The organism is Leisingera aquaemixtae (assembly GCF_019801145.1).
GTDB classification, from domain to species: domain Bacteria; phylum Pseudomonadota; class Alphaproteobacteria; order Rhodobacterales; family Rhodobacteraceae; genus Leisingera; species Leisingera aquaemixtae_A.
The window spans coordinates 454,138-477,627 of record NZ_JAHVJQ010000001.1 but is presented as its reverse complement, the minus strand read 5'-3'; the positions used below and the strand labels follow the sequence as shown (position 1 = coordinate 477,627).

Genomic DNA, 23,490 nt, shown 5'->3' with positions numbered 1-23,490 from the left:
CCCGCTCAGTGGATCTGGAACTCTCCGACCACGTTGCGCCACTCGCCGGGGCCGATCATCTTGCGGTGATTGAACCGCACCGAATGCAGCGGCCCCTCGATCTCGCGCTGCCAGAATTCAATGAACTCGAACAGCCGCGGATGGTCCGGCGCCAGGTCGTACTGCTGCCAGACGAACGTATTCAAAACATGGATATGATCCGGCATGTGATAGGTGAATTCCGCCGTGGTCAGCCCGTATCCCCTGAGCATCAGCTCGGTTTCGCTGATCTCCATCTCTAGCCTCCAATTCTTACCCCCTCCTCTTGATGCTAGGGTGCAATTGGTTAATTTCCTCAAAAACAGTGCGTTACCGATGCGTGAACGGCTGGTTTCCGGCATTTGGGGGCTGTGTGCTTGCGCCCCATATACGGTCTCTGATAGGGTGCGAACACAATATATAGACCCAGAAGAAAGAGCGGGCAGCCAACGTGAGCGATACGCCGGAAACTCCTGAAAACATGGACGAAAACCTGCCGGAACGCCCGGCCTATGACGGGCCGACCGTTTCCATCGAAACCGAGATGCGCAACTCGTATCTCGACTATGCGATGTCGGTCATCGTCAGCCGTGCAATTCCGGACCTGCGGGACGGTCTGAAACCGGTTCACCGCCGCATTCTCTATGCGATGCACGAATCCGGCAACACCCATGACAAGGCCTACCGCAAGTCGGCCCGCCCGGTCGGCGACGTGATGGGTAAATACCACCCGCATGGCGACTCCGCGATTTATGACGCGCTGGTGCGGATGGCGCAGGACTTCTCGATGTCGCTGCCGCTCTTGGACGGCCAGGGCAACTTCGGCTCGATGGACGGCGACAACCCGGCGGCCATGCGCTACACCGAGGTCCGCATGGACAAGCCCGCCGCGGCGATCCTGGCGGATATCGAGAAAGAGACCGTCGATTTCCAGGACAACTACGACGGCAAGGACCGCGAGCCGACCGTGCTCCCGGCCCGCTTCCCGAATATGCTGGTCAACGGTGCAGGCGGTATTGCGGTCGGCATGGCCACCAACATCCCGCCGCACAACCTGGGCGAAGTCGTCGATGCGACGCTGGCGCTGATCGAGGACCCGGACCTGACCAGCGAGCAACTGATCGACTACATCCCCGGCCCCGACTTCCCGACCGGCGGCGTGATGCTGGGCCGCTCCGGCGCCCGCAAGGCCTATCTCGAGGGCCGCGGCAGCGTGATCATCCGCTCGAAAACCCGCGTCGAGGAGATCCGCAAGGACCGCTATGCCATTGTCGTGGATGAGATTCCCTATCAGGTGAACAAGGCCGCGATGATCGAGAAGATCGCCGAGCAGGTCCGCGAAAAGCGGATCGAGGGCGTCGCCCACGTGCAGGACGAATCCGACCGCAACGGCGTGCGGGTGGTGGTCGAGCTGAAACGCGACGCCACCCCCGAGGTGGTGCTGAACCAGCTGTTCCGCTTCACCCCGATGCAGACCTCCTTCGGCTGCAACATGCTGGCGCTGAACGGCGGCCGGCCTGAGCAGCTGACGCTGCGCAAGTTCCTGACCTCATTCATCGACTTCCGCGAAGACGTGGTCGCCCGCCGCACAGCTTACGAGCTGCGCAAGGCCCGCGAGCGCAGCCACATCCTGTGCGGTCTGGCCGTTGCTGTCTCCAACGTCGATGAAATCGTCGCCACCATCCGCTCATCTGCCGACGCAGCTGAGGCGCGCGAGAAGCTGATGACCCGCCGCTGGCCGGCCGCCGACATCGCGGACTACATCCGCCTGATCGACGACCCGACCCACACCATGAACGACGACGGGACCTATAACCTGTCGGAGACGCAGGCCCGCGCCATCCTGGAGCTGCGCCTGCAGCGCCTGACCCAGATCGGCGTGAAAGAGGTCACCGACGAGCTGGAAGAACTGGCCCGCAAGATCAAGGAATACCTGGAAATCCTGTCCTCGCGCGAGCGCATCATGGGCATCATCAGCGATGAGCTGCGCGAAGTGCGCGACAACTTCGCCGTGCCGCGCCGCACCGAGATCGTCGATTGGTCCGGAGACATGGAGGACGAGGACCTGATCGAGCGCGAGGACATGGTGGTGACCGTGACCTCCGGCGGCTACATCAAGCGCACGCCGCTGGCCGACTTCCGCGCCCAGAAGCGCGGCGGCAAGGGCGTTTCGGGCATGCAGACCAAGGAAGAGGATGTGATCACCACCCTCTTCGTGGCCAACACCCATACGCAGCTGTTGTTCTTCACCACCGACGGCATGGTCTACAAGCTCAAGACCTGGCGCCTGCCACAGGGCGGCCGCACCTCCAAGGGCAAGGCAATCGTCAATATTCTGCCGATCCCCACAGGCGTTTCCATCGCCGCCATCATGCCGGTCGATGTGCCCGACGAGGAATGGGAGAACCTGCAGGTGGTCTTTGCGACCTCCGGTGGCGACGTGCGCCGCAACCGTCTGTCGGACTTCACCAACGTCCGCCGCAACGGCAAGATCGCGATGAAACTGCCGGAGGACGGCTCCGTCAAGCTGGTGAATGTGCGCATCTGCTCGGAAGACGACGACGTGATGCTGTTCACCAACTCCGGCCGCGCCATCCGCTTCCGCTCCACCGACGTTCGCGTGTTCAACTCGCGCGAATCCACCGGTGTCCGCGGCATCAAGCTGACCGGCGAGGACAGCGTCGTCTCGATGTCGGTGATCCGCCACTCCAAGTACACGCCGGAGCAGCGCACCGCCTACCTCAAGATGCGCCGCGCGATGGCCGGTCTGACCGACGATTCTGAGACCTCGGACGAGGATGCGCCCGAGGATCCGAACTTCTCCACCGAGCTCTATGCGGAGATGTCGGCCGCCGAGAACCTGATCCTGACCATCACCACCGGCGGTTCGGGCAAGCTGTCGTCCTCGCACGATTATCCGGTGCGCGGCCGCGGCGGCATGGGTGTCACCGCGATGGACAAGGCGATGCGCGGCGGTGAGATCGTGGCCTCCTTCCCGGTTGAGCTGGACGACCAGATCATGCTGGCGACCTCCAAGGGCCAGTCGATCCGGGTGCCGGTTGACGGCATCTCTTTCCGCTCGCGCTCGGCCGGCGGCGTTCGGGTGTTCAACACCGGCAAGGGAGAGGAAGTGGTCTCCGTCGCCTGGATTGCCGAGAACGGCGAGGACGAGGACGGCGGCGAGGAATAAGCCCCATCCCGTTGGAAACATTGAACGCCGTCCCGTTGCCGGGGCGGCGTTCGCTTTGTTAACGGCCCCCTAACGGATGTTAGGTAATCTTACTGCAAGTTCTGATTTCTCATGAAGGGAATACCCCAATGAACTTGTACCACTGCTCCATCGATCTGCATCACGAGGCCAAGGCGCTGACCTTTGCCAGCGCGGTCGATCAATGGATGGGTTATTTGCACGAACGCGGCGTGGTCCAGGGCTGGCGCCTGCTGCGGCGCAAGCTGGACATGGCCAGCGACACCTGCCGCGACTTCCTGCTGGAAATCGAATTCAGGGACATGACCCAGCTGGATCAGGCTTTCCGCGTCCTCGGCGAACACGACGAGGAGGTCGAAAAGCTCTACACCCATGTCACGGCACTGATCGCCAAGGCCGACATCGGCCTCTACCGACCCTTCCCGGACCCCGAACGGGCCGAGAGGATGGCGCTGATTTGACGGGCTGGCGCCTCAGATCAGGGTGGGTCCCAGCACAAAGCTGGCAAAGATGAGGTAGGCTACGGCTGTATGCATCAGATTACTCTCTTAACTCCCCCCCAGGAGCTTCAGAGAATACGCTTAAATTAGGGCATTTCCGGGGCAGCGGATTTTCCGCTGCCGCCAGAGGGTGTTAGCCGTGGCCCGGTGCCGACTCAGAGGTCGTAGAGCAGGCTGAACTTCTCTTCGAGATAGGCCAGCAGCGGTGCGTGGCCGGGCTCCATGCCGGACGCATGCACGATGGTATCGCGCGGGCTGCGCAAGCCGCCGTGCTGCTGCAGGTTATCCTTCAGCCAGGCGGTTGCGCCGCTGGTGTCGCCCTGTGCCAATTCTGCATCCAGCCCCGGAACATCCCGGCGCAGCGCCTGATAAAGGCAGCCGGCATAGACATTGCCCAGGGAGTAGGTCGGGAAATAGCCGAACAGGCCCACCGACCAATGCACATCCTGCAGGCAGCCGTTGGACGGCTTGTCCACGGCATAGCCGAAGTCCGCTTCGAACCGGTCGTTCCAGGCCGCTTCCAGATCCTTCACCGCCAGATCGCCGCTCATCAGCGCGCGCTCCAGGCCGAACCGCATCATGATATGGAGGTTGTATTGCAGCTCATCCGCTTCCGTCCGGATATAGCCCTTATGCACCGTGTTTACTGCAGCATAGAACGCATCCGCATCGGCAACACCGAAATCGCCAAAGGTGGTCTTCATCTCCTCAAACAGCCAGCCGGTAAAGGCGCGGCTGCGGCCGATCTGGTTCTCATAGATCCGGCTCTGGCTTTCATGCACGCCCATCGACACGCCGCTGCCCAGCGGGGTCAGCAGGTAATCGCGGCTAATGTTCTGCTCGTAAGCGGCGTGGCCGACCTCGTGAATGGTAGAGTAGAAGCAGTTGAACGGGTCGCTCTCGCTGGTCCGGGTGGTGATCCGCACGTCCAGGCCAGCGCCGGAGCAGAACGGATGCACCGCCTTGTCCACCCGGCCGTGCCCCATGTCATAGCCGAACTGATTGGCGAGCTTGCGGGTGAGCTGCATTTGCGCGGCTTCGTCAAATGTGCCTTCCAGCCCCTTCGGCGCGGGTTTTTCCAGGACCTTCGCCCGCAGCTCCACCAGGCCGGGGCGCATGGCATCGAAGATTTCCGCGATCCCTGCCCCGGTCATGCCGTGCTCGTAATCCTCGACCATGGCGTCATAGACGTCACCGCCCACGGCCAGCGCCTGGCCTTCCTGGCGCTTCAGGGACACAACTTCCTCCAGCACCGGCAGGAAGGCCGCCACATCCTCATCCGCCCGCGCGGCGGCCCATTTGCCCTGCGCCTCGGATGTCACCTGGGCAATCTTCTTTGCCAAATCAGCGGGCACCTTGACAGTACGCTCATAGCTGCGGCGGATTTCACGCAGCTGGGCTTCACCCGCCTCATCCTGCGCCTCGGCCTGCTCCAGCCACTCCGCCACCCGCGGGTCGCAGCGGCGGGCGTGCAGCACCGCCTCGATCGCGGCCATTTCCTCACCCCGCTGCGGCGCGGCCCCGCGCGGCATCATGGTTTCCTGATCCCAGCCCAGACGGCCCGCAATCTGCCCCAGCGCCTGGGTTTCGCGCTGGAAGGCCATCAGTTCGTCAAATGCGCTCATGGGTCAGTGATCCTTGATCGAGGTTGCAATGGGATAGGCCGCCAGGAACCGGGCGCGCAGGATCAGCACCCAGACACCAATCGCCACCAGCTGGTGAGTGATCGCAGCGTGGAGCGGCGCGGCGTAAACCACGGTGATGATCCCCAGCAGCACCTGCACGGAGAGCGCCGCAAAAACGGCGTTAAAGGCAAAGCGGGTGCGCGCATGGGCAGAGCTGCGCCCGCGCAGCCAGGCCACCACGCCGAAGGCGAACAGCAGGTAACCCGCAACCCGGTGGATGAACTGCACCAGCCCCGGGTTTTCAAAGAAGTTCTTCCAGACCGGCTCGAGCATGAAGGGGTTGGGCGGGATCACCTGCCCGCCCATCAGCGGCCAGTCGGTGTAGGAGCGGCCCGCATCAATACCTGCAACCAGCGCGCCAAGCAGGATCTGCAGAAAGGCAAAATGCATCAGGCCGGTGGACAGGCTGAACAGCTTCGCCTCCTTGGCCCGGCGCGCCTGCATCAGCTCGCGCTCCTCGCGGCCCAGCATAAGCACATACCAGGCAATCAGGCCGAGGATCACAAACGCCAGACCGAGATGCACCGCCAGGCGGTAGGAGGCGACAGCGGTTATGCCTTCGCCCTGGGTGACACCGGACGCCACCATCCACCAGCCGATGGCGCCTTGCACGCCGCCCAGAATGCCAGGCAGGGCCAGACGGCCAGTCCAGCCGACGGGGACCTTGCGTGCCACGAGGAAGACCAGGAAGCCAAACGCCCAGATCAGGCCGATGGCACGGCCCAGCTGTCGGTGGCCCCATTCCCACCAGTAGATTTCTTTGAAATCAGACAGCTCCATCCACTGGTTCTGGATCCGCCACTGGTCGATCTGCTTGTATTTGTCGAACTCTGCCTGCCATTCAGTCTCGGACATCGGCGGGATCGCCCCGGTCACGGGGCGCCATTCTGTGATCGACAAGCCGGAGTCCGTGAGGCGGGTCAGCCCCCCCACAACGATCATCGCAACCACCAGCGCAAACAGAACCATCAGCCAGGCGCGGATCGCCTTGCGGGCGCCGCCGCGGCCGCGGTCGATCAAACCCGGCTGCACCGCGGGCGCGTCCTTCTTCTCGCCTTCGACCTCTTCGAAAATGCTGCGCTTGCTCATGCTTGCCTCTTTGTCTGTGCTGCCAAGCTAGGGGCGGTTTCGGAATTGGTCCAGAGCGGCTTATTCGCCGCCCCGCTCTTTCCAGCGGACCATCTGCCGCATGATCCCGTGCAGCATCTGCACGTCGGAGCGGGTCATCCGCATCCGGGACCAGAGGTTGCGCAAGTTGGTCTTCATGCCGTCGGCCTTTTCCGGCGGGTAGAAGAAACCGGCCTCGTCCAGCCGCTCCTCGTAGTGCTCCACCAGCTTCTCCACCTCGACGCCGGTTGCCCAGTCGCCCTTGCGGCCCAGATCGGTGGTTTCATGCACCACTTCGCCGGACTGGCGCATCCACTCATAGCCAGTCAGCAGCACGCACTGGCCAAGGTTCAGCGATGCGTAAAGCGGGTTCACCGGCACCGAGATGATCGCGTTTGCCTTGGCAATATCCTCGTTTTCCAGCCCGGCGCGCTCAGGCCCGAACATCACTGCGACCTTCTCACCCGCCGCGATCTTCTCTGCCGCGATCTGCATCGCGCGCTCGGGGCTGTAGACCGGCTTGGTGAGGCCGCGCTGGCGGGCGGTGGTGGCGAACACATAGGTGCAGTCGCCCAGCGCCTCCGGAACGTCTGCGCACAGCTGCGCTTCGTCCAGCAGCCGTCCGGCGCCCGAGGACATCGCCACCGCCTTGGGGTTCGGCCAGCCGTCACGCGGCGCCACGATGCGCATCCGGTCCAGGCCGAAGTTCCACATCGCCCGCGCCGCGGCGCCGATATTCTCGCCCATCTGCGGGCGGACAAGGACAAAGGCGGGCTGGGGCGTATCGGTGGGCATCGTGTTCTCCGGCAAAATCGGCACTGCTGTACTGCCCGCGCGGCTGCGGGGCAAGGTCCAGCGCGGGTTTGGGCTGCAAATACCGGGGCTTCACCGCCGCAAATCCTTGCGTCCTGCCGGAAATCGGCTAAACACCGTCAAACCGCCTGAACAATGGAGCACCGCCATGGGAAGCCCTGCTGACGCACCCGAGCAGCCGCAGATCTACCTGATCTCCCCGCCGAGTTTCGAGCTGGGCAAATTCCCCGGTCAGCTGGCGCGGGTGCTGGATGAGGTGGACGTTGCCTGCGTGCGTCTGGACCTTGCAAGCCGCGATCAGGATACCCTGAGCCGCGCGGGCGATGCGCTGCGCGAAGTGACGATGGCGCGCGACGTGGCTCTGGTGATCTCTGACCATCAGATCCTGGCGGAGCGGCTGGGCCTGGACGGCGTGCATCTGACCGATGCGTCGAAATCCATCCGCACCGCGCGCAAGGCGCTGGGGCCGGACGCGATTGTCGGCTGTTTCTGCGGCGCCTCGCAGCATGACGGCATGGTGGCCGGCGAAGCAGGCGCGGACTACGTGAGCTTTGGTCCGGTAGGCACCTCCGGCCTGGGCGACGGCGCGCAAGCGGAGGCGGACCTGTTCGAATGGTGGTCGAAGATGATCGAGGTGCCGGTGGTGGCCGAAGGCGGCCTCACTGAGGATCTGGTACGCGGCATCGCGCCCTATACCGACTTCTTTGGCATCGGCGATGAGATCTGGCACACCGAAGACCCGCTGGCCAGCCTCAAGGTGCTGATGCGGGCAATGCACTGACCCGCTGGGGCGTTTACAGAAACACCCGCTCCACAAACCAGTAGCCGCCGATCATCGCGATGGTGACAGAGGCCGGGATCGCCACCCGGCCGCGGTATTTCGGATGCCGCCCGAACCACAGGCGCACGCCAAGGTAAGCAGCGGCAATCACCGCCAGCTGGCCCAGTTCCACCCCCACGTTGAAGCCAATGAGCGCTGGCAGGAACTGGCTGGCCGGCAATCCGAACTCCCCCAGCACCGTCGCAAAGCCCAGACCGTGCAGCAGGCCGAAACCGAAGATGACAAACGTCCGCCAGCTGTGCAGTTTGCGGGCAAAGATGTTCTCGACCGCGACAAAGACAATCGACAGGGCGATCATCGGCTCGACGATGGCGGGGTTCACATTGACCATGCCCAGCGCGCCCAGCGCGAGGGTGATGGTATGGGCCACCGTAAACACGCTCACCTGCAACAGCAGCGGTTTTACCCGCGGGCTGAGAAAGAACAGCCCCAGCACAAACAGGATGTGATCCAGCCCCTTTGGCAGGATATGGGTGAACCCGACGGGGAGGTACTCCATGAAGGCCTCGACCGGCATCTTGGCTGCGCCGCCCTGGAGCGGGATGGGGGGTGAGGTCTCGCCGCCTTGCAGATAGCCGGTATAGGGCTCCTCCACTCCGTTCTGCCGCAGCACCACGCCGCCGGAGCCCGCAGGCCAGATGATGCGCAAGCTCCCGGTTCCGGGCGGGATCTCACCTGTGAGTTCAAGGAAGGAGGCCCGCGGCAGGCTTGCATCCCCCACTTCGGGAATGGTGATCCGCGTGACGCTCAGCGGGACCGGGCCTGCGGCCTGCACCGCAAACGTCTCCAGCCATTCCTCCGCAAAAAGCCGCACCATCGGCTCCAGCTCGTCTGCGCCCAGCGCGCGCAGCTCATCATAATCCGCCGCCTGCGCGGTCTGGTTGGTGTCCGACAGCCCGTCCAGATTGATCCCGGCAACAAAGGCTTCGATGTTCAGGCGCAGTTCGACGGTGATCTGCCGGTCTGTGATGGTGAAATCGGCGATGGCCGGAGTGACCTCATGCGCGCGGGCTGGCGCGGCCGCTATTGCAACCATGCTGAACAGCAGCGCAAATAGTGTCCGCAGCCAAGTCATACCACGCCTGACAGCCAAGGACCCGTTCATGCAATACCGCCTGTTCTGCTCAATACTCTGTGCCGGGCTGACCAGTGGGGCCGCGCCGGTGTTATCCCACGAGTTTTGGATTGAGCCGGAGAAATATCAAGTGGATTCCGGGGAAACTGTGGTGGCGAAGCTGCGCAACGGGCAGGAGTTCAAGGGGGCTGAGCAGCCCTATCTGGATCACCGCATCGCGCGTTTTGAAGTCATGCAAGGACAAACGGCTTCTCCCTACCTCGGGCGGATGGGGGATATGCCGGCCTTTAGCGGCGGTATAATGCAGGACGGGCTGGCCGTGCTGATCCACCAGACCCAGCCGCAGACCCTGACCTATGACAGCTGGGAAGAGTTTCAGGCCTTCATTGATCACAAGGCGTTTGGCGATATCCGCACGCAGCACCGGGCGCGCGGCTTGCCGGATGCAGGCTTTGTCGAGCAGTACACCCGCTATGCCAAGGCGCTGGTGGCAATCGGCGATGGCAAGGGGGCCGATCTCGCCGCCGGGCTGGAGACCGAGATTGTCGCCCTCGCCAATCCCTATACGGATGACCTGACAGCAGGGCTTCCAGTCCGGGTGCTGTACCAGGGCAAAGCCCGGCCAGAGGCCCAGGTCGAAATCTTTGACAAGTCCCCGGATGGCGCAGTTACCATCAGCACCCGCCTGACGGACGCGCAGGGTGAGGCCGTTGTTCCCCTAGCCCCCGGGCACAGCTACCTGCTGGACACCGTGGTTCTGCGCCCTGCCCCGGATGGCAAGGATTACGTGTGGGAAAGCCTTTGGGCCGCCCTGACATTCGCGGTGCCTTCCCGGTGAAGCCGCTTGCAGAGGCCTGACAAAGGCGGCAATAGGTCAATATGACACAAGCCCCTAACTCTCAGACACCCGCCATCCTGTGCATCGGGTCGGTCCTGTGGGACATTATCGGCCGCTGCACCAATGAAATGCAGCGCGGATCGGACATGCCCGGGCGCATCACCCGCCTGCCCGGCGGTGTGGCCATGAACATCGCCATGACCTTGTCGCGCTTTGGCGTGAAGCCCGCACTGCTGACTTCTGTAGGCCGCGACCCCGAAGGCGACGAGCTGATCCATGCCTGCGGACACTTCGGCCTGATCACCGATCACATCTACCGCTCCGAGGACTTGCCCACCGACCGCTACATGGCTGTGGAAGGCGCTAACGGGCTGATTGCCGCCATTGCCGACGCGCATTCGCTGGAGGCCGCGGGAGACAAGATCCTGCGGCCGCTGTCCGATGGCTCGCTGGGCACCGAGGCCGCGCCATATGAGGGCCAGGTGGCGCTGGACGGCAACCTGACGCTGTCGCTGCTGGACGACATTGTTGCCAGCCCGGCCTTTGCCAAGGCCGACCTGCGCGTCGCCCCCGCGTCGCCGGGCAAGGCGGAACGGCTGCGCCCGTTCCTGACCCGCACCCGCGGCACGCTTTATGTGAACCTGGAAGAGGCCGGCATCCTGTGCCAGGCGGAGTTCACCGACAGCGAAACCGCCGCCACGGCGATGCTGGACCGGGGCGCTGCCCGGGTGCTGGTCACTGACGGCGGCGCCTCTGCCACTGTGGCGGATGCCGAGGGCGCCATCACCCTGCATCCGCCCCGTGTTACCGTCGCCCGGGTGACCGGTGCAGGCGATACCTTCATGGCCGCCCATATCGTTGCCGAGGCACGGGGCGAAGACCGCAAAACCGCTTTGGCCTCAGCCCTCAAGGCTGCGGCAACCTACGTTTCAGGAGAACCCCCGCTTTGATCGACATTCAGTATTCGTCCGAAGTTCAGGCCGCCAAGGCCGCCGGACAGGCCATCGTTGCGCTGGAAAGCACCATCATCACCCACGGCATGCCTTACCCTCAGAATGTCGAGGTTGCTGCACAGGTGGAGCAGGACATCCGCGACTCTGGCGCCGTGCCCGCCACCATGGCGGTCATAGAAGGCGTGCTGCATGTGGGTCTTGAGCCCGACCAGTTGCAGGCGCTGGGTCAAGCCAAGGGCGTTGCCAAGATCTCCCGCGCTGACATGCCCGCCTGCATCGCCACCGGCGGCACCGGCGCGACCACCGTTGCGGCGACCATGATTGCGGCGCGGCTGGCGGGCATTTCCGTCTTTGCCACCGGCGGCATCGGCGGTGTCCATAAGGGCGCTGAGACCTCTTTCGACATTTCCGCCGACCTGATGGAGCTCGCGCAAACCCCGGTGACCGTTGTGGCCGCGGGCGCCAAGGCGATCCTCGACCTGCCGAAGACGCTGGAAGTGCTGGAAACCCAGGGCGTGCCGGTGATTGCCTACCGGCAGGACAGCTTCCCCGCCTTCTGGTCGGCCCAGTCGGAGCTGAAGGCGCCGCTGCGCATGGACGCGCCCGCTGAGATCGCCCGCGCCCACGCCACGCGCCAGGCCATGGGCGTGCCCGGAGGCCAGCTGGTTGCGAACCCGATCCCGGCAGAATACCAGATCGCAGCAGAGGATCTGGCCCCGGTGATCGCCCAGGCCCAGTCCGAAGCCGATGCCCAGGGTGTTGCAGGCAAAGATGTTACCCCTTTCCTGTTGAGCCGCATCTTCGAGCTGACCGAAGGCCGCTCGCTCACCGCGAACATCGCCCTGGTGCGCAACAATGCCCGGCTGGCGGCAAAGATCGCACAGGAACTCAACAATCTCGCACAATGAGTTGATTTTTGGGGCGGAAACCATTGCTCCGCCCCAAAACAGTGCCTAGGTTCCAGCGGAATTCCTGGATAACCGATCTATGACCACGCCATTCGACGAAGAACCCCACCGCCGCCGCGGCCTGTTCGCCAGCCTGCGCGCCTCTTTCTTTACCGGCATCGTGGTGATTGCCCCGGTGGGGCTGACCATCTGGCTGTTGTGGTCGGTGATGGGCTGGATCGACAGCGTGGTGCTGCCGCTGGTGCCGCACACCTTCCGGCCTGAGCAGTACATCGGCATCAACCTGCGCGGCGTCGGACTGATCATCTTCCTGCTGTTCACCATCGTCGTGGGCTGGATCGCCAAGGGCCTTATCGGCCGCTCGCTGATCAATTTCGCCGAAAGCCTAGTGGACCGGATGCCAGTGGTGCGCACGGTCTATTCCGGCATTAAGCAGATTTCCGAGACCGTCTTTGCCCAGTCCGAGCGCAGTTTTGAGAAGGCCTGCCTGGTGCAATACCCGCGCAAGGGCATCTGGGCCATCGGCTTCATCTCCACCAATGCCAAGGGCGAGATCGCCAAGCGGGCGGAAACCAGCGGCGGGCTGGTCAGCGTCTTTCTTCCGACCACACCGAACCCCACGTCCGGCTTCCTGCTGTTCGTGCCGGAGGAGGACGTGATCGAGCTGGATATGACGGTGGAGGACTCGGCCAAGCTGGTGATCTCCGCGGGCCTCGTCTACCCGAACCCCAAGGACCCCACCAAGCCGGTGGAAAACGGCAAGAAGCCGAAAGTCCTGGAAAAAGAAGACGCCTAACCGAACATCGCCGGCAGATCGGCGGAGGAGCGCACACCCAGGTTTTCCCGGTCCCGCGCCAGAAAGCCTTCTGCCGCATCGCGTCCCGCCTGCTTCAGCCGCGCCAGGATCTGCGGCACCGGAAACAGCTTGGTGGTGACCGAAAGCTGCGTCATCAGATCGTCATCGGCAATCATGTGAACCCGCACCTGTTTCATCCGGCCCTTCCGGATAGTGCCATCGGCAAGCAGCCGTTGCACGAAGTTGATTGCCCGCAGCTCCCGCAGCAGCGACGAGTTGAAGCTGATCTCGTTCACCCGGTTGCGGATCTGCTGCGGCGTCTTCGGGATCTCGTCGCGCTCCAGCGGGTTGATGTTGACGATCACCACATCCCCCGGCAGCGCGTCGCGGAACAGCGGGAACAGCGCTGGGTTGCCGGTATAGCCGCCGTCCCAATAGGCCTCAATCCGGCCGGTTTCCGGGTCCTCGATCTCAACAGCCTGAAACAGGTCCGGCAGGCAGGCGGAGGCAAGAATCGCGTCTGTGCTAATCTCCTCCCCCTCGAAGATGCGGATCTTGCCGCTGCGCACGCAGGTCGCGCAGATGAACAGCTCCGGCCCTTCGCCGGCACAGACTTCTGCAAAGTTGAACTGTTCCACCACCTTGCGCAGCGGATTTTCGTAAAACGGCCCGTAGTGATAGGGAGAGATCACCTGGCTCAGGCTTTCCAGCGGCGAAAACGGCATCGCCGCTTCCAGCGTCCCGGCCCAGGCCACTGCGTCAAACCGCGTCAGCCAATGGGCAAAGCGCATGTCGCCCACGGCCCCCATCCGCTGCCACAGCCGGTCCAGCGCCGCCTTGGCGCCTGCACGCCCGTCCTGCACCATTCCGGCCTTGACCGCGGCGCCATTCAGCGCCCCGGCCGAAGTCCCGGTGATGCCCGCGACCTCGATCCCGTCCTCCTCCAGCAGCCGGTCGAGCACCCCCCAGGTAAAGGCCCCATGCGCGCCGCCGCCCTGCAGGGCCAGATTAATCCGTGTCACCAAACGCCACCTGCCTATTTCACCTTTGTGAAAATACTCCGGGGGTGAATTGCCCCTTCAAGGGGCAAGAGGGGGCCGGCCCCCTCCTGCCGTCTCTCCGAAAGCCTACAGCGCCGTCCAGCCGCCGTCGACGCTGATGGTGGTGCCGGTGATCTGCGCCGCCGCGTCCGAACACAGGAACACGGCGGTGCCGCCCAGCTGCTCCACCGTGGCGAACTCGCGGCTCGGCTGGCGCTCCAGCATGACCTTCTTGATCACCTCTTCCCGGCCCATGTTGTATTTCTCCATGGTATCGGGAATCTGCGCCTCGACCAGCGGCGTCAGCACATAGCCCGGGCAGATCGCATTGCAGGTGATCGGCTCCTCCGCGGTTTCCAGCGCTACCGTCTTGGTCATGCCCACCACGCCGTGCTTGGCGGCCACATAAGCGGCCTTGTAGGGTGAGGCGGTCAGCCCGTGCGCTGACGCAATGTTTACGATCCGGCCCCAGCCTGCGGCGCGCATCTTGGGCAGTGCTGCCGCCATGGTGTGGAAGTTCGAGTTCATGTTGATGGCGATGATCGCATCCCATTTTTCCTGCGGAAACTCGTCGATCGGCGACACATGCTGAATGCCCGCGTTGTTCACCAGGATGTCGCAGGCCCCGGCCTTTTCGATCAGCGCGCGGCAGTCCGCGCCCTTGGACATATCGGCCTGGACGTACTGGGCCTTGACGCTGAACTCACGGGCGAGTTCAGCTGCCAGCGCGTGATCCTCCTCCCGGTCGGTGAAGGAGTTCAGCACCACATTGGCCCCTGCCCGCGCCAGTTCGCGAGCAACCCCCAGGCCAATGCCAGAATTCGATCCGGTGATAACGGCGGTCTTGCCTTGCAATGTCATCGCTTCCTACCCCATGGCTGATTGAAACTGCCGCCACTGTGCCATGCTGCAGATGCAAAGGAAACGCGTAAGACTACGGATGCCGGGGCGGCCATTGCCGCCATTTCCATCGTTCAAAAAAGCAGAGAAACGGGCAGAAAAAAACGCCCGCACGAGGCGGGCGTTAGTTATTGAGGCAGGTTTCATACAGGCAAGAAACCTATCGAGCAGTGACCCCTTTATAAGCAATTTCCGGCTTTCGTCCAAGCTAAAAGTTTGAAAAGACGAAAAAGCGCACGTAGCGTGCGGAGGCAAGAAAATAAGGGCAGAGCGGGATTGTTGTGAAACTGCAAAAAGAAAATTTCCGGACTCTTGGCGCGGCGCTGGCAGGAATCACCCTGGCCTTTGCCGCGAATTTCGCGCAGGCAGAATCAGCCCATGGCATAGCTATGTACGGGGACCCCGCGCTGCCACCGGATTTTGTGTCTTTACCCTATGCAAACCCGGACGCACCCAAAGGCGGCAAGGTTGTTTTCGGCAATACCGGTGGTTTTGACAGCCTCAACCCGTTCACCCTTAAGGGGACCACTCCGTGGCAGCTGAGGTTCTGGGGATACGAGAGTCTGATGGGCCGCTCCTGGGATGAACCGTTCACGCTTTACGGGCTTCTGGCCGAATCGGTTGAGGTGCCCGAGGACCGTTCCTGGGTCGAATTCACCCTGCGCGAGGGGGCCCGATTCTCTGACGGCAGCCCGGTGACCGCCGACGACGTGATCTGGTCCTACGAGACATTGGGCACCAAGGGCCACCCGCGCTACCGCGGGTTCTGGACCAAGGTGGCGAAAATCGAACAGACCGGCCCGCGCAGCCTGCGGCTGACCTTCAACACCGAGGACCGGGAGTTGGCGCTGATCGCCGGGCTGCGCCCGATCCTCAAGAAGGCGCAATGGGAGGGCAAGGAGTTCGGCAGCGACGAGATCGACGGCGCCCCCATCGGCACCGGCGCCTATGTGGTGAGCAGTTTTGAACCCGGCCGCTTTGTTAGTCTGTCCCGCAACCCGGATTACTGGGGCGCAGATCTGCCGCTGCGCCGCGGCACCCAGAATTTCGACACCCTGCGCATCGACTTCTTCGGTGATGAAACCGTTTTGTTCGAGGCGTTCAAAGCCGGCGAGCTGAGCGCGGTGCGCGAGTTCAACGCCGACAAATGGGACAGCATCTACAGATTCCCGGCCATCACCCGCGGCGATGTGGTCAAAAGCGAGATCCCGCATCAGCGCCCCTCCGGCATGACGGGGCTGGTGATGAACACGCGGCGCGCACCGCTGGATGACTGGCGGGTGCGCGAGGCGCTGCTCCTGGCCTTTAACTTCGAGTACATCAACGGCACCGTGACCGGCGGCACCCAACAGCGGATCAGCTCCTATTTCTCCGGCTCGGTACTGGGGATGCGGCCCGGCGCGGCGGAGGACAAGGTCCGCACGCTGCTGGCCCCCTTTGCGGACAGCCTGCTGCCCGGCACGCTGGAAGGTTACACCCTTCCCCAGGGTGACGGCAGCAAGCGCAACCGCGGAAACCTGCGCAAAGCAATGAAACTGCTGGAAGAATCCGGCTGGACTGTTACGGACGGGGTCCTGCGCAATGCAGAAGGCACGCCGCTGACGCTCAGCGTGCTGATCCGCCAGGGCGACGGCGAGATGAAGACCGTCACCGAGATCTACGCCCGCGCGCTGGAACGGCTGGGCATCACGCTGACGCCTGAGACCGTGGACAATGCGCAATATGCAGAACGCGAGAACGCCTATGACTTCGACCTCACCCGGTTCCGCCGGGAACTGTCGCTGAGCCCCGGCAACGAGCAGCGCTATTACTGGGGCAGCGACGGCGTGGATCAGCCCGGCAGCCGCAACCTGATGGGCATGGACAGCCCGGCGGCAGAGGCAATGATCGACGCGATGCTGACCGCAACGGAGCCGGAGGATTTCACCGCCGCGGTGCGCGCGCTGGACCGGGTGCTGACCGCCGGGCGCTATGTCATTCCATTCTGGAGCTTTGACACCGGCCGTATCGCCCACATTAAGGAAATGCGCTTCCCGGACAGATTGCCGATCTATGGCGACCGCACCGAGTTCATGCCCGACGTCTGGTGGTATCAGGCAGACTGACCTTACCGGGCAGCGTTTTGCCCCGCGCACTGTCCTGTTGACAGCCACCATCTATTTCATTATTTCGCGAATTATGGAAATAGAACTTTCAGATAAGCTCAGCGCCCTTGCGCATCCGAACCGGCTGGCGCTGTTCCGGCTGCTGATGCGGCGTTATCCGGATGGCGTTCCCGCCGGCGAGATCGCACAGGCGCTGGAGTTCAAGGCAAACACCGCCTCGGCTTATTTATCGGCGTTGAAACAGGCCGGATTGATCACTCAGCAGCGCACCGGCACCTCGCTGATGTATGCCGCGAACCTGCCGGGGCTGCGCGGCATGTTTGATGCGCTCTTGTCCGGCTGCTGCCGGAACCGCCCCGATATCTGCACGCCGGCCTTGAGCGGCGAAACAATCGCGCCGGATGCTGAACGGCCTTTGAACGTCCTGTTCGTCTGCACCGGAAACTCGGCCCGGTCTCTGCTGGCCGAGGCGATCCTGAACCACGAGGGCGGCGGCAAGTTCCGCGCCTACTCCGCAGGCACCCGGCCATCCCCCGCACCGCGCCCCGAAGTGATGTCCCTGCTGCAGGCCAAGGAGATTGACACCAGCGGCCTGCACTCCAAGGATCTGAGCGCCTTTACCGGCCCGGACGCGCCGCAGATGGATTTCATCTTCACCGTCTGCGATCACGCCGCAAACGAAGAATGCCCGGCCTGGCCCGGCCAGCCGATGAGCGCCCATTGGGGCCTGGCAGACCCGGCAAAGGCCACAGGCACCGACGCCGAGCGCCGGCTGGCCTTTCAGCAGGCCTACGGGCTTTTGCGCAACCGGATCAAAGCCTTTGCTGCGCTGCCCTTCGAAACCCTCGACCGCATGTCGCTCCAGCACCAGGTCGACAGCATCGCCGGCATGAACTCAACCGACTAATCCAACAGAACGGCCAACACAGATGAACATTCTCGTCCTTTGCACGGGCAACTCCGCGCGCTCCATCCTGCTGGAGTCGATTTTCAACACCCATGGCGCAGGCCGCGTCCGGGCCTATTCGGCTGGCTCCAATCCTACCGGTAAAGTACATCCCCAGTCTTTGGCGCTGCTGGCGGAACTGGGCCATGACACCTCCGGCGCGCGGTCCAAGAGCTGGGATGAGTTTGCCGGCGCCGAGGCACCGGAGATGAATATCGTGATCACCGTCTGCGCCTCTGCCGCCGGTGAAACCTGCCCGGTCTGGCCCGGTGCGCCGGTGCGCGCCCATTGGGGCGTCGAAGATCCGGCGGCAGCGGAGCAGCCGGACTGGGACGCGGCCTTCCGCACCGCCTATGCCACCCTGGAAAAGCGCGCAAAGGCGCTGCTAGCGCTGCCGTTCGAAACCATGGCCCCGGCTGAACTCTCGCAGCAGCTCAAGCGGATCGGAGACATCGTATGACCGCGCAGAAACTTCTGGCCGAGGGGCTGGGCACCGCAATGCTGCTGATCGGGGTGGTCGGTTCCGGCATCATGGCCGAGACGCTGGCGGATGGAAACGTGGCCCTGGCGCTGCTGGCCAATGCGATTGCCACCGGCTGTATGCTCTATGCCATTATCACCACCCTTGGCCCCATTTCCGGCGCCCATTTCAACCCGGCGGTGACGCTGGCCTTTGCCCTGCGGGGCGAGCATTCCTGGAGCGCGGCAGCGCCTTACATCCTGGTTCAGATCGGCGGCGGCATCCTTGGGGTCTGGGCCTGCCACGTGATGTTCGACCTTGCAGTTCTGCAAAGCTCCGCCACCATGCACCGCACCGGAACCGCGCAGTGGTTTTCTGAGATCCTGGCCACTTTCGGACTGCTGTTTGTGATTTTCGGCGGCCTCCGCTCACGGCCCGAAGCGGTGCCTGCGCTGGTTGGCCTCTACATCACCGGCGCCTACTGGTTCACCTCCTCAACCAGCTTTGCCAACCCGGCAGTCACCATCGCCCGCGGCTTCAGCGACACCTTCGCCGGCATCTACCCGGGCCACATCCCGATGTTCATCCTGATGCAGCTGATCGCGGTCGGCATCGGCCATCTGGTGCTGCCGCGGCTGTTTGCCGCCCGCTGACAGGCGGCAAATTTCCGCCTAGCCAGGCCGCCCGGGGGAACCCCCCGGGGGGCACCGTTACAAAAATTCACGAAAAGTGTTACCATGGGCGTCCAACAACCATAAACCGTTTGTCAGGGAGTGCCCCCCATGCCTGTACAAGCAGCAGCTGCCAGCTGGATTGACAGGATGCCCCGCATCAAACAGCGCTTTCCTCATCTGAAAGCAAGCAACGCGCCGTCGATACTGGATGACCGGGACAAATTCGTCGCCTATCTGGCACGGACCCACCATCTTACCCTGAATGAAGCCAAGGAAGAGGTAGAGGATTTTCTGTACATAGAAAGCCTGCTGCGGGAGCTTGACAGCCGCCCGCACTGACCCCCTGCGTCAGGCCAGAGACGTCACCCAGAGGATCGTCGCGTCCTCGGGGCTGACGGAAATCACGTTATGGCCCATCGCTGCGTCGTAATAGGCGCTGTCGCCGCGGCGCATCTCCACCGGCTCGTAGAACTCCGTGTAAAGCTTGACCACGCCGGTCAGCACATAAAGGAATTCTTCGCCGTCGTGGCGCACCCAGCCATCGAATTCATCCATCGACCGCGCCCGCACCCGCGCGCGGTACGGCAGCATCTGCTTGCGGGTCAGCCCGTCGGCCAGCAGCTCGTGCTCATATGTCGCGGTGGCGTGCGCCGAGCCGTCGCCGGACTTGGTCACCGTCATCCGCCCGTTCACCTGGTCCCGCTGCGGCGGCGTGAACAGCTGCGGGATGGAAATCTGCAGCCCTTCTGCCAGCTTCTTCAACGCCTCGTAAGTCGGTGACATCTGGCCGTTTTCGATTTTCGACAGGGTCGAGCGCGCCAGCCCCGCCTGATTGGCCGCATGTTCCAGCGTCCAATCGCGCGCTTTCCGCAGCTCGCGGACGCGGGCGCCCAGGTCCAGGGGTTCTGCTTGATCGTCGCCGCCGTTGGCGCGGGCGATGGTGATCAGGGATTTCGGATCGCGGCTTTTCATGAGAACTCTATAAGCCGCACCTGCACGCCTTGCAACGCAGGACAGCGCGGGCTAGCCATTTGCCATGCTGTCGGTTTTTGATCAGGGGCCGTTTGCGCCCTGCCCTTCGCCCTTCAATCTTGCGGCCCATGTGCTGCGCCATGCCGCGCGGCTGGCGGACAAGACTGCGCTGTCGGTGCTTGACGGCGATGCCAGCGAGGACTGGAGCTATGCCCGGCTGGAAGCCGCCGTGCGCGGCACCGGAACCGGGCTGCTGCAGGCCGGGCTGAAACCCGGGGACATCGTGCTGATGCGGCTCGGGAACACGGTGGAGTTTCCGGTTGCCTATCTCGGCGCTATAGCCGCCGGGCTGGTGCCGGTGCCGACCTCGGCCCAGCTGACGGAGGTGGAAACCGCCCGGATGATTGCGGATCTGGCACCGGCCGCGGTGCTGCGTGATCCGGCGGTGGCCTGTGCGAGTCACCCGCGGCAGATCACCACTGCGGATCTTCTGCCGATGCATGATTTGCCGCCCTGCGACTTCGCTTATGGCGATCCTGGCAGACTGGCCTATGTGGTCTACACCTCCGGCACCAGCGGAAATCCGCGCGCCGTGGCGCATGCCCACCAGGCGGTCTGGGCGCGGCAGATGATGGTGGATGGCTGGTACGGCCTGACGGAGGATGACCGGCTGCTGCATGCCGGTGCCTTCAACTGGACCTACACCCTGGGCACCGGGCTAATGGACCCCTGGGCGGCAGGCGCCACGGCACTCATTCCCGCCCCCGGCACGCCGCCGGAGGACCTGCCCGCCCTGCTGCGCCACCACCGCGCCACGATCTTTGCCGCGGCCCCCGGGGTCTACCGCAAGTTCCTGCGCGGGGGGGCCTTGGACCTGCCGGACCTGCGGCACGGGCTTTGCGCAGGTGAAAAACTGTCCCGTCATGTGCATGAAGCATGGGAGACTGCCACAGGCTGCGGGCTTTACGAGGCTTTCGGGATGTCCGAGTGCTCAACCTTCATTTCCTCCTCACCGTCGCACCCGGCGCGGGACGGCGCCCTGGGCCAGCCGCAGCCGGGCCGCAGGGTTGCAATCGTCGGCGCGGACGGGCCGGTGCCGATGGGCGAGGAAGGCACCATCGCCATCCACCGTTCCGACCCGGGGCTGATGCTGGGCTACCTGAACGCGCCAGAGGAAACCGCGGCCCGCTACCAGGGCGACTGGTTTCTGACCGGCGATCAGGGGGCGATGTCGGCGGACGGCCAGATCCGCTACCTGGGGCGCGGCGACGATATGATGAATGCGGGCGGCTACCGGGTGTCGCCGATTGAAGTCGAAACCGCACTGGCGGCCCATCCCGGCATCACCCAGGCCGGCGCCGCCGCGGTTGAGGTGAAGGAGGACACCTATATCATCGCCGCCTTCTACACCGGTCCCGAAGAGTTGAAGACGGAAGAGCTGCAGGCCTTTGCATCCCGGCGCCTGGCCCGCTACAAGCAGCCCCGCGCATACGTCCATCTGGACGCGCTGCCCACCGGCGCCAACGGGAAACTGCTGCGCCGCGCCCTGCCTGCCCTGTTCAAAGGATGACCCAAATGGCCACCGTCAAGCTCGACATCCTGTCGGACCCGATCTGCCCCTGGTGCTATATCGGCAAGACCCATCTGGACAAGGCGCTGGCGGAGGTGCCGGACCACCCGTTTGTCATCGAGTGGCACCCGTTCCAGCTGAACCCCGACATGCCGCGCGAGGGCATGGACCGGCGCGAGTACCTGGAGCGCAAGTTCGGCGGCAAGGATGGCGCGGTCAAAGCCTATGCGCCAGTGGTGGAGCACGCGGAAAAGGCCGGGCTGACGATCAATTTCGAGGCCATGAAACGCACCCCCAACACGCTGGACGCGCACCGGCTGATCCATTGGGCCGGGATCGAGGGCAAGCAGGCAGAGGTCGTGGACGCCCTGTTCAAGGCCTATTTCGTGGACGCCAAGGATATCGGCGACCATGCGGTTCTGGCGGAAATCGCTCAGGACGCAGGAATGGAGGCGGATGTCACCGCACGGCTTCTGGAGGGCGACAGCGATGTGCAGGAGATCCGCGACCGCGACGCCCATTCCCGCAAGATGGGGGTGAATTCCGTCCCGACCTTCATCGTTGCCAACCAGCACGCGGTGCCCGGTGCGCAGCCGCCGGAACTGTGGAAGCAGGTGATCGAAGATATCCTGCAGCAGCTGAAAGCAGCAGACGCCGGCTGAACCGCCGCGAAATTGCTTAGCATCGCAACCATGCACAGAGGCCTGTGCAGCCGGGCGCTGGCACGGCTGGCGGGTTTATGGTAGCGGAAGCGGACGGCTCCCAGACCGGCCTCATTCCCCGGATCCATCTGAAGAGCTGTTAGAGGTTTCAGATGTCACAGTCCCCCGCCCATGGCATGGCCAAGGCAGAATTCATCGCGCTGATTGCGATGATGTTTGCCACCATTGCGCTGTCGATCGACGCCATGCTGCCCGCTTTGCCGGAGATCGGCCAGACGCTCAGCCCGGACAACATCAACCGGGCGCAGCTGGTGCTGACCTCCTTTGTGCTGGGCATGGGTCTCGGCACCTTCTTTACCGGCCCGCTGTCGGATGCCTTTGGCCGCAAGCCGGTCGTGGCTGCGGGCTGCGCCCTTTACGTCCTGGCCGCGCTGACCGCCTGGCTGTCGCCCTCGCTGGAGGTATTGCTGATCTCCCGCGTTCTGATGGGAATTGGTGCTGCCGGCCCGCGCATTGTGGGCGTTGCCGTTGTCCGCGACCTTTACTCTGGCCGCGAAATGGCCCGCCTGATGTCGATTGCCATGATGATCTTCATGATTGTTCCGGCCATTGCTCCCTTGATGGGCGCAGGCATCATCGCGCTGTCCGGCTGGCGCGCCATTTTCCTGCTGTTCGCTCTGTTTGCCACTGTCATTGTCCTGTGGACCAGTGTCCGCCTGCCGGAGACGCTGGCACATGAAGACCGCCGTGCCTTTCGCGCGCCGCTGCTTATGGCCGCTGTCAAGGAGATGCTCACCCACCCCACAGTCCGCCTGTCGATCATGGTTCAGACGCTCTGCCTGGGCATGCTGTTCACCATGCTGACCATGGTGCAGCCGGTTTATGACATCATCTTTGGCCGTGCGGACAGCTTTCCCTTCTGGTTCGGGTTGGTTGCAGTGATTTCCGGCACCGCCAGCCTGCTGAACGCGGCTATCGTGGTCCGCATTGGCATGCGCCGCATTGTCACCGTTTCGCTGGCCGCCCAAATCCTGATCACCGGCGCGATACTGCTGATCAGCGGCTGGAGCCTGCCGGATCCGTGGATGTTCGGCCTGTTTGTGGCCTGGCAGGCCAGCGTTTTCTTCATGGTGGGCACCACTGTCGGCAACCTCAATGCCATGGCGATGGAGCCGATGGGTCATATCGCCGGTATGGCGGCCTCGGTGATCGGGGCGATCTCGACCGTTCTGGCCGCCGCCGTCGCCGCCCCTGTCGGGCTGCTGTTCGACGGCTCGCTGGTGCCGCTGGCAGCGGGGCTTTTGATCATGGCCTGCATCGCCTTCCTGCTGATGCTGCAAATGGCCAAGGCCGAAGCGCGCTTGCCCGCGGAATAAGCGCCTTGCCCGCAACCTGGCCGCTCCCTAACCTTTCCATGTG

The 23,490-nt window shown here is 63.7% G+C and carries 23 protein-coding genes; 15 read left to right on the top strand and 8 right to left on the bottom strand.

Features of this window, described 5'->3' with window-relative positions:
- Positions 1-5: 5 nt before the first annotated feature.
- Complete coding sequence (locus KUW17_RS02335) at positions 6-275, bottom strand: usg protein (protein WP_222475626.1); 270 nt, start codon at positions 273-275, stop codon at positions 6-8.
- 224 nt (positions 276-499) lie between these two features.
- On the opposite strand from KUW17_RS02335, the gene gyrA reads away from it, so the two are divergent.
- Both gyrA and KUW17_RS02325 read left to right on the top strand, forming a co-directional pair.
- The gene (gyrA, locus tag KUW17_RS02330; RefSeq protein ID WP_261396990.1) at positions 500-3,208 is read left to right on the top strand and encodes a DNA gyrase subunit A; all 2,709 of its coding nucleotides are present in this window, start codon (positions 500-502) and stop codon (positions 3,206-3,208) included.
- 128 nt (positions 3,209-3,336) lie between these two features.
- A complete protein-coding gene (locus tag KUW17_RS02325) occupies positions 3,337-3,687 on the top strand; it encodes a DUF6614 family protein (RefSeq protein WP_222475622.1) in 351 nt (116 codons plus the stop codon).
- 194 nt (positions 3,688-3,881) lie between these two features.
- On the opposite strand, the gene KUW17_RS02320 is transcribed toward KUW17_RS02325, so the two are convergent.
- The 3 genes from KUW17_RS02320 to KUW17_RS02310 are packed head-to-tail and all read right to left on the bottom strand — an operon-like array spanning position 3,882 to position 7,313.
- On the bottom strand, positions 3,882-5,351 hold the full coding sequence (locus KUW17_RS02320) for a carboxypeptidase M32 (RefSeq protein WP_222475621.1): 1,470 nt from the start codon (positions 5,349-5,351) through the stop codon (positions 3,882-3,884).
- A 3-nt stretch (positions 5,352-5,354) separates the two neighbouring features.
- Positions 5,355-6,500, bottom strand: a complete 1,146-nt coding sequence (gene ctaA / locus KUW17_RS02315) for a heme A synthase (RefSeq protein WP_222475620.1) — start codon at positions 6,498-6,500, stop codon at positions 5,355-5,357.
- A 60-nt stretch (positions 6,501-6,560) separates the two neighbouring features.
- Positions 6,561-7,313 (bottom strand): RNA methyltransferase, encoded by a 753-nt coding sequence (locus KUW17_RS02310; RefSeq protein WP_222475619.1) that lies wholly within the window; start codon positions 7,311-7,313, stop codon positions 6,561-6,563.
- A gap of 166 nt (positions 7,314-7,479) precedes the next feature.
- On the opposite strand from KUW17_RS02310, the gene KUW17_RS02305 reads away from it, so the two are divergent.
- Positions 7,480-8,112 carry a thiamine phosphate synthase gene (locus tag KUW17_RS02305; protein ID WP_222475618.1) on the top strand — a complete coding sequence of 211 codons (633 nt, stop codon included), beginning with the start codon at positions 7,480-7,482 and terminating at the stop codon, positions 8,110-8,112.
- 13 nt (positions 8,113-8,125) lie between these two features.
- Here the strand turns inward: KUW17_RS02305 and KUW17_RS02300 are convergent, their stop codons facing one another.
- Positions 8,126-9,277, bottom strand: coding sequence for a HupE/UreJ family protein (locus tag KUW17_RS02300; RefSeq protein WP_222475617.1), 1,152 nt, complete (start codon positions 9,275-9,277; stop codon positions 8,126-8,128).
- On the opposite strand from KUW17_RS02300, the gene KUW17_RS02295 reads away from it, so the two are divergent.
- The 4 genes from KUW17_RS02295 to KUW17_RS02280 all read left to right on the top strand — a co-directional run bounded on the left by KUW17_RS02295 (position 9,276) and on the right by KUW17_RS02280 (position 12,742).
- Positions 9,276-10,085, top strand: coding sequence for a DUF4198 domain-containing protein (locus KUW17_RS02295; RefSeq protein ID WP_222475615.1), 810 nt, complete (start codon positions 9,276-9,278; stop codon positions 10,083-10,085). The genes KUW17_RS02300 and KUW17_RS02295 overlap by 2 nt on opposite strands.
- 41 nt (positions 10,086-10,126) lie before the next feature.
- Positions 10,127-11,035, top strand: coding sequence for a PfkB family carbohydrate kinase (locus KUW17_RS02290; protein WP_222475613.1), 909 nt, complete (start codon positions 10,127-10,129; stop codon positions 11,033-11,035).
- Positions 11,032-11,946, top strand: coding sequence for a pseudouridine-5'-phosphate glycosidase (locus KUW17_RS02285; protein ID WP_222475611.1), 915 nt, complete (start codon positions 11,032-11,034; stop codon positions 11,944-11,946). Before KUW17_RS02290 ends, KUW17_RS02285 begins: the two co-directional genes overlap by 4 nt.
- 79 nt (positions 11,947-12,025) lie before the next feature.
- A complete protein-coding gene (locus KUW17_RS02280) occupies positions 12,026-12,742 on the top strand; it encodes a DUF502 domain-containing protein (protein WP_222475609.1) in 717 nt (238 codons plus the stop codon).
- Here the strand turns inward: KUW17_RS02280 and KUW17_RS02275 are convergent.
- Positions 12,739-13,767: a patatin-like phospholipase family protein gene (locus KUW17_RS02275; protein ID WP_222475607.1), complete on the bottom strand. Its 1,029-nt coding sequence runs from the start codon at positions 13,765-13,767 to the stop codon at positions 12,739-12,741. The two genes, KUW17_RS02280 and KUW17_RS02275, sit on opposite strands and share 4 nt — an antisense overlap.
- A gap of 102 nt (positions 13,768-13,869) precedes the next feature.
- Positions 13,870-14,643, bottom strand: a complete 774-nt coding sequence (locus tag KUW17_RS02270) for a 3-hydroxybutyrate dehydrogenase (RefSeq protein WP_222475606.1) — start codon at positions 14,641-14,643, stop codon at positions 13,870-13,872.
- A 428-nt stretch (positions 14,644-15,071) separates the two neighbouring features.
- On the opposite strand from KUW17_RS02270, the gene KUW17_RS02265 reads away from it, so the two are divergent.
- From KUW17_RS02265 to KUW17_RS02245, 5 genes are all read left to right on the top strand, one after another.
- The gene (locus KUW17_RS02265; RefSeq protein ID WP_261396938.1) at positions 15,072-16,787 is read left to right on the top strand and encodes an extracellular solute-binding protein; all 1,716 of its coding nucleotides are present in this window, start codon (positions 15,072-15,074) and stop codon (positions 16,785-16,787) included.
- 73 nt (positions 16,788-16,860) lie between these two features.
- Entirely contained in the window at positions 16,861-17,694 is an 834-nt protein-coding gene (locus KUW17_RS02260; RefSeq protein ID WP_222475605.1) for a helix-turn-helix domain-containing protein, read from the top strand.
- A gap of 22 nt (positions 17,695-17,716) precedes the next feature.
- On the top strand, positions 17,717-18,193 hold the full coding sequence (locus tag KUW17_RS02255) for an arsenate reductase ArsC (protein ID WP_222475604.1): 477 nt from the start codon (positions 17,717-17,719) through the stop codon (positions 18,191-18,193).
- Positions 18,190-18,846, top strand: coding sequence for an aquaporin (locus KUW17_RS02250; protein WP_222475603.1), 657 nt, complete (start codon positions 18,190-18,192; stop codon positions 18,844-18,846). Before KUW17_RS02255 ends, KUW17_RS02250 begins: the two co-directional genes overlap by 4 nt.
- A 129-nt stretch (positions 18,847-18,975) precedes the next feature.
- Positions 18,976-19,206, top strand: a complete 231-nt coding sequence (locus KUW17_RS02245) for a hypothetical protein (RefSeq protein ID WP_222475602.1) — start codon at positions 18,976-18,978, stop codon at positions 19,204-19,206.
- A gap of 9 nt (positions 19,207-19,215) precedes the next feature.
- Here KUW17_RS02245 and KUW17_RS02240 read toward each other — a convergent pair whose 3' ends face one another.
- Positions 19,216-19,839 carry a helix-turn-helix domain-containing protein gene (locus tag KUW17_RS02240; protein WP_222475601.1) on the bottom strand — a complete coding sequence of 208 codons (624 nt, stop codon included), beginning with the start codon at positions 19,837-19,839 and terminating at the stop codon, positions 19,216-19,218.
- A gap of 64 nt (positions 19,840-19,903) precedes the next feature.
- On the opposite strand from KUW17_RS02240, the gene KUW17_RS02235 reads away from it, so the two are divergent.
- The 3 genes from KUW17_RS02235 to KUW17_RS02225 all read left to right on the top strand — a co-directional run bounded on the left by KUW17_RS02235 (position 19,904) and on the right by KUW17_RS02225 (position 23,447).
- Complete coding sequence (locus tag KUW17_RS02235) at positions 19,904-21,409, top strand: class I adenylate-forming enzyme family protein (RefSeq protein WP_222475600.1); 1,506 nt, start codon at positions 19,904-19,906, stop codon at positions 21,407-21,409.
- Positions 21,406-22,071, top strand: coding sequence for a DsbA family oxidoreductase (locus KUW17_RS02230; protein WP_222475599.1), 666 nt, complete (start codon positions 21,406-21,408; stop codon positions 22,069-22,071). The genes KUW17_RS02235 and KUW17_RS02230 overlap by 4 nt, the downstream gene beginning before the upstream one ends.
- A gap of 152 nt (positions 22,072-22,223) precedes the next feature.
- Entirely contained in the window at positions 22,224-23,447 is a 1,224-nt protein-coding gene (locus KUW17_RS02225) for a multidrug effflux MFS transporter (protein ID WP_222475598.1), read from the top strand.
- Positions 23,448-23,490: the final 43 nt, after the last annotated feature.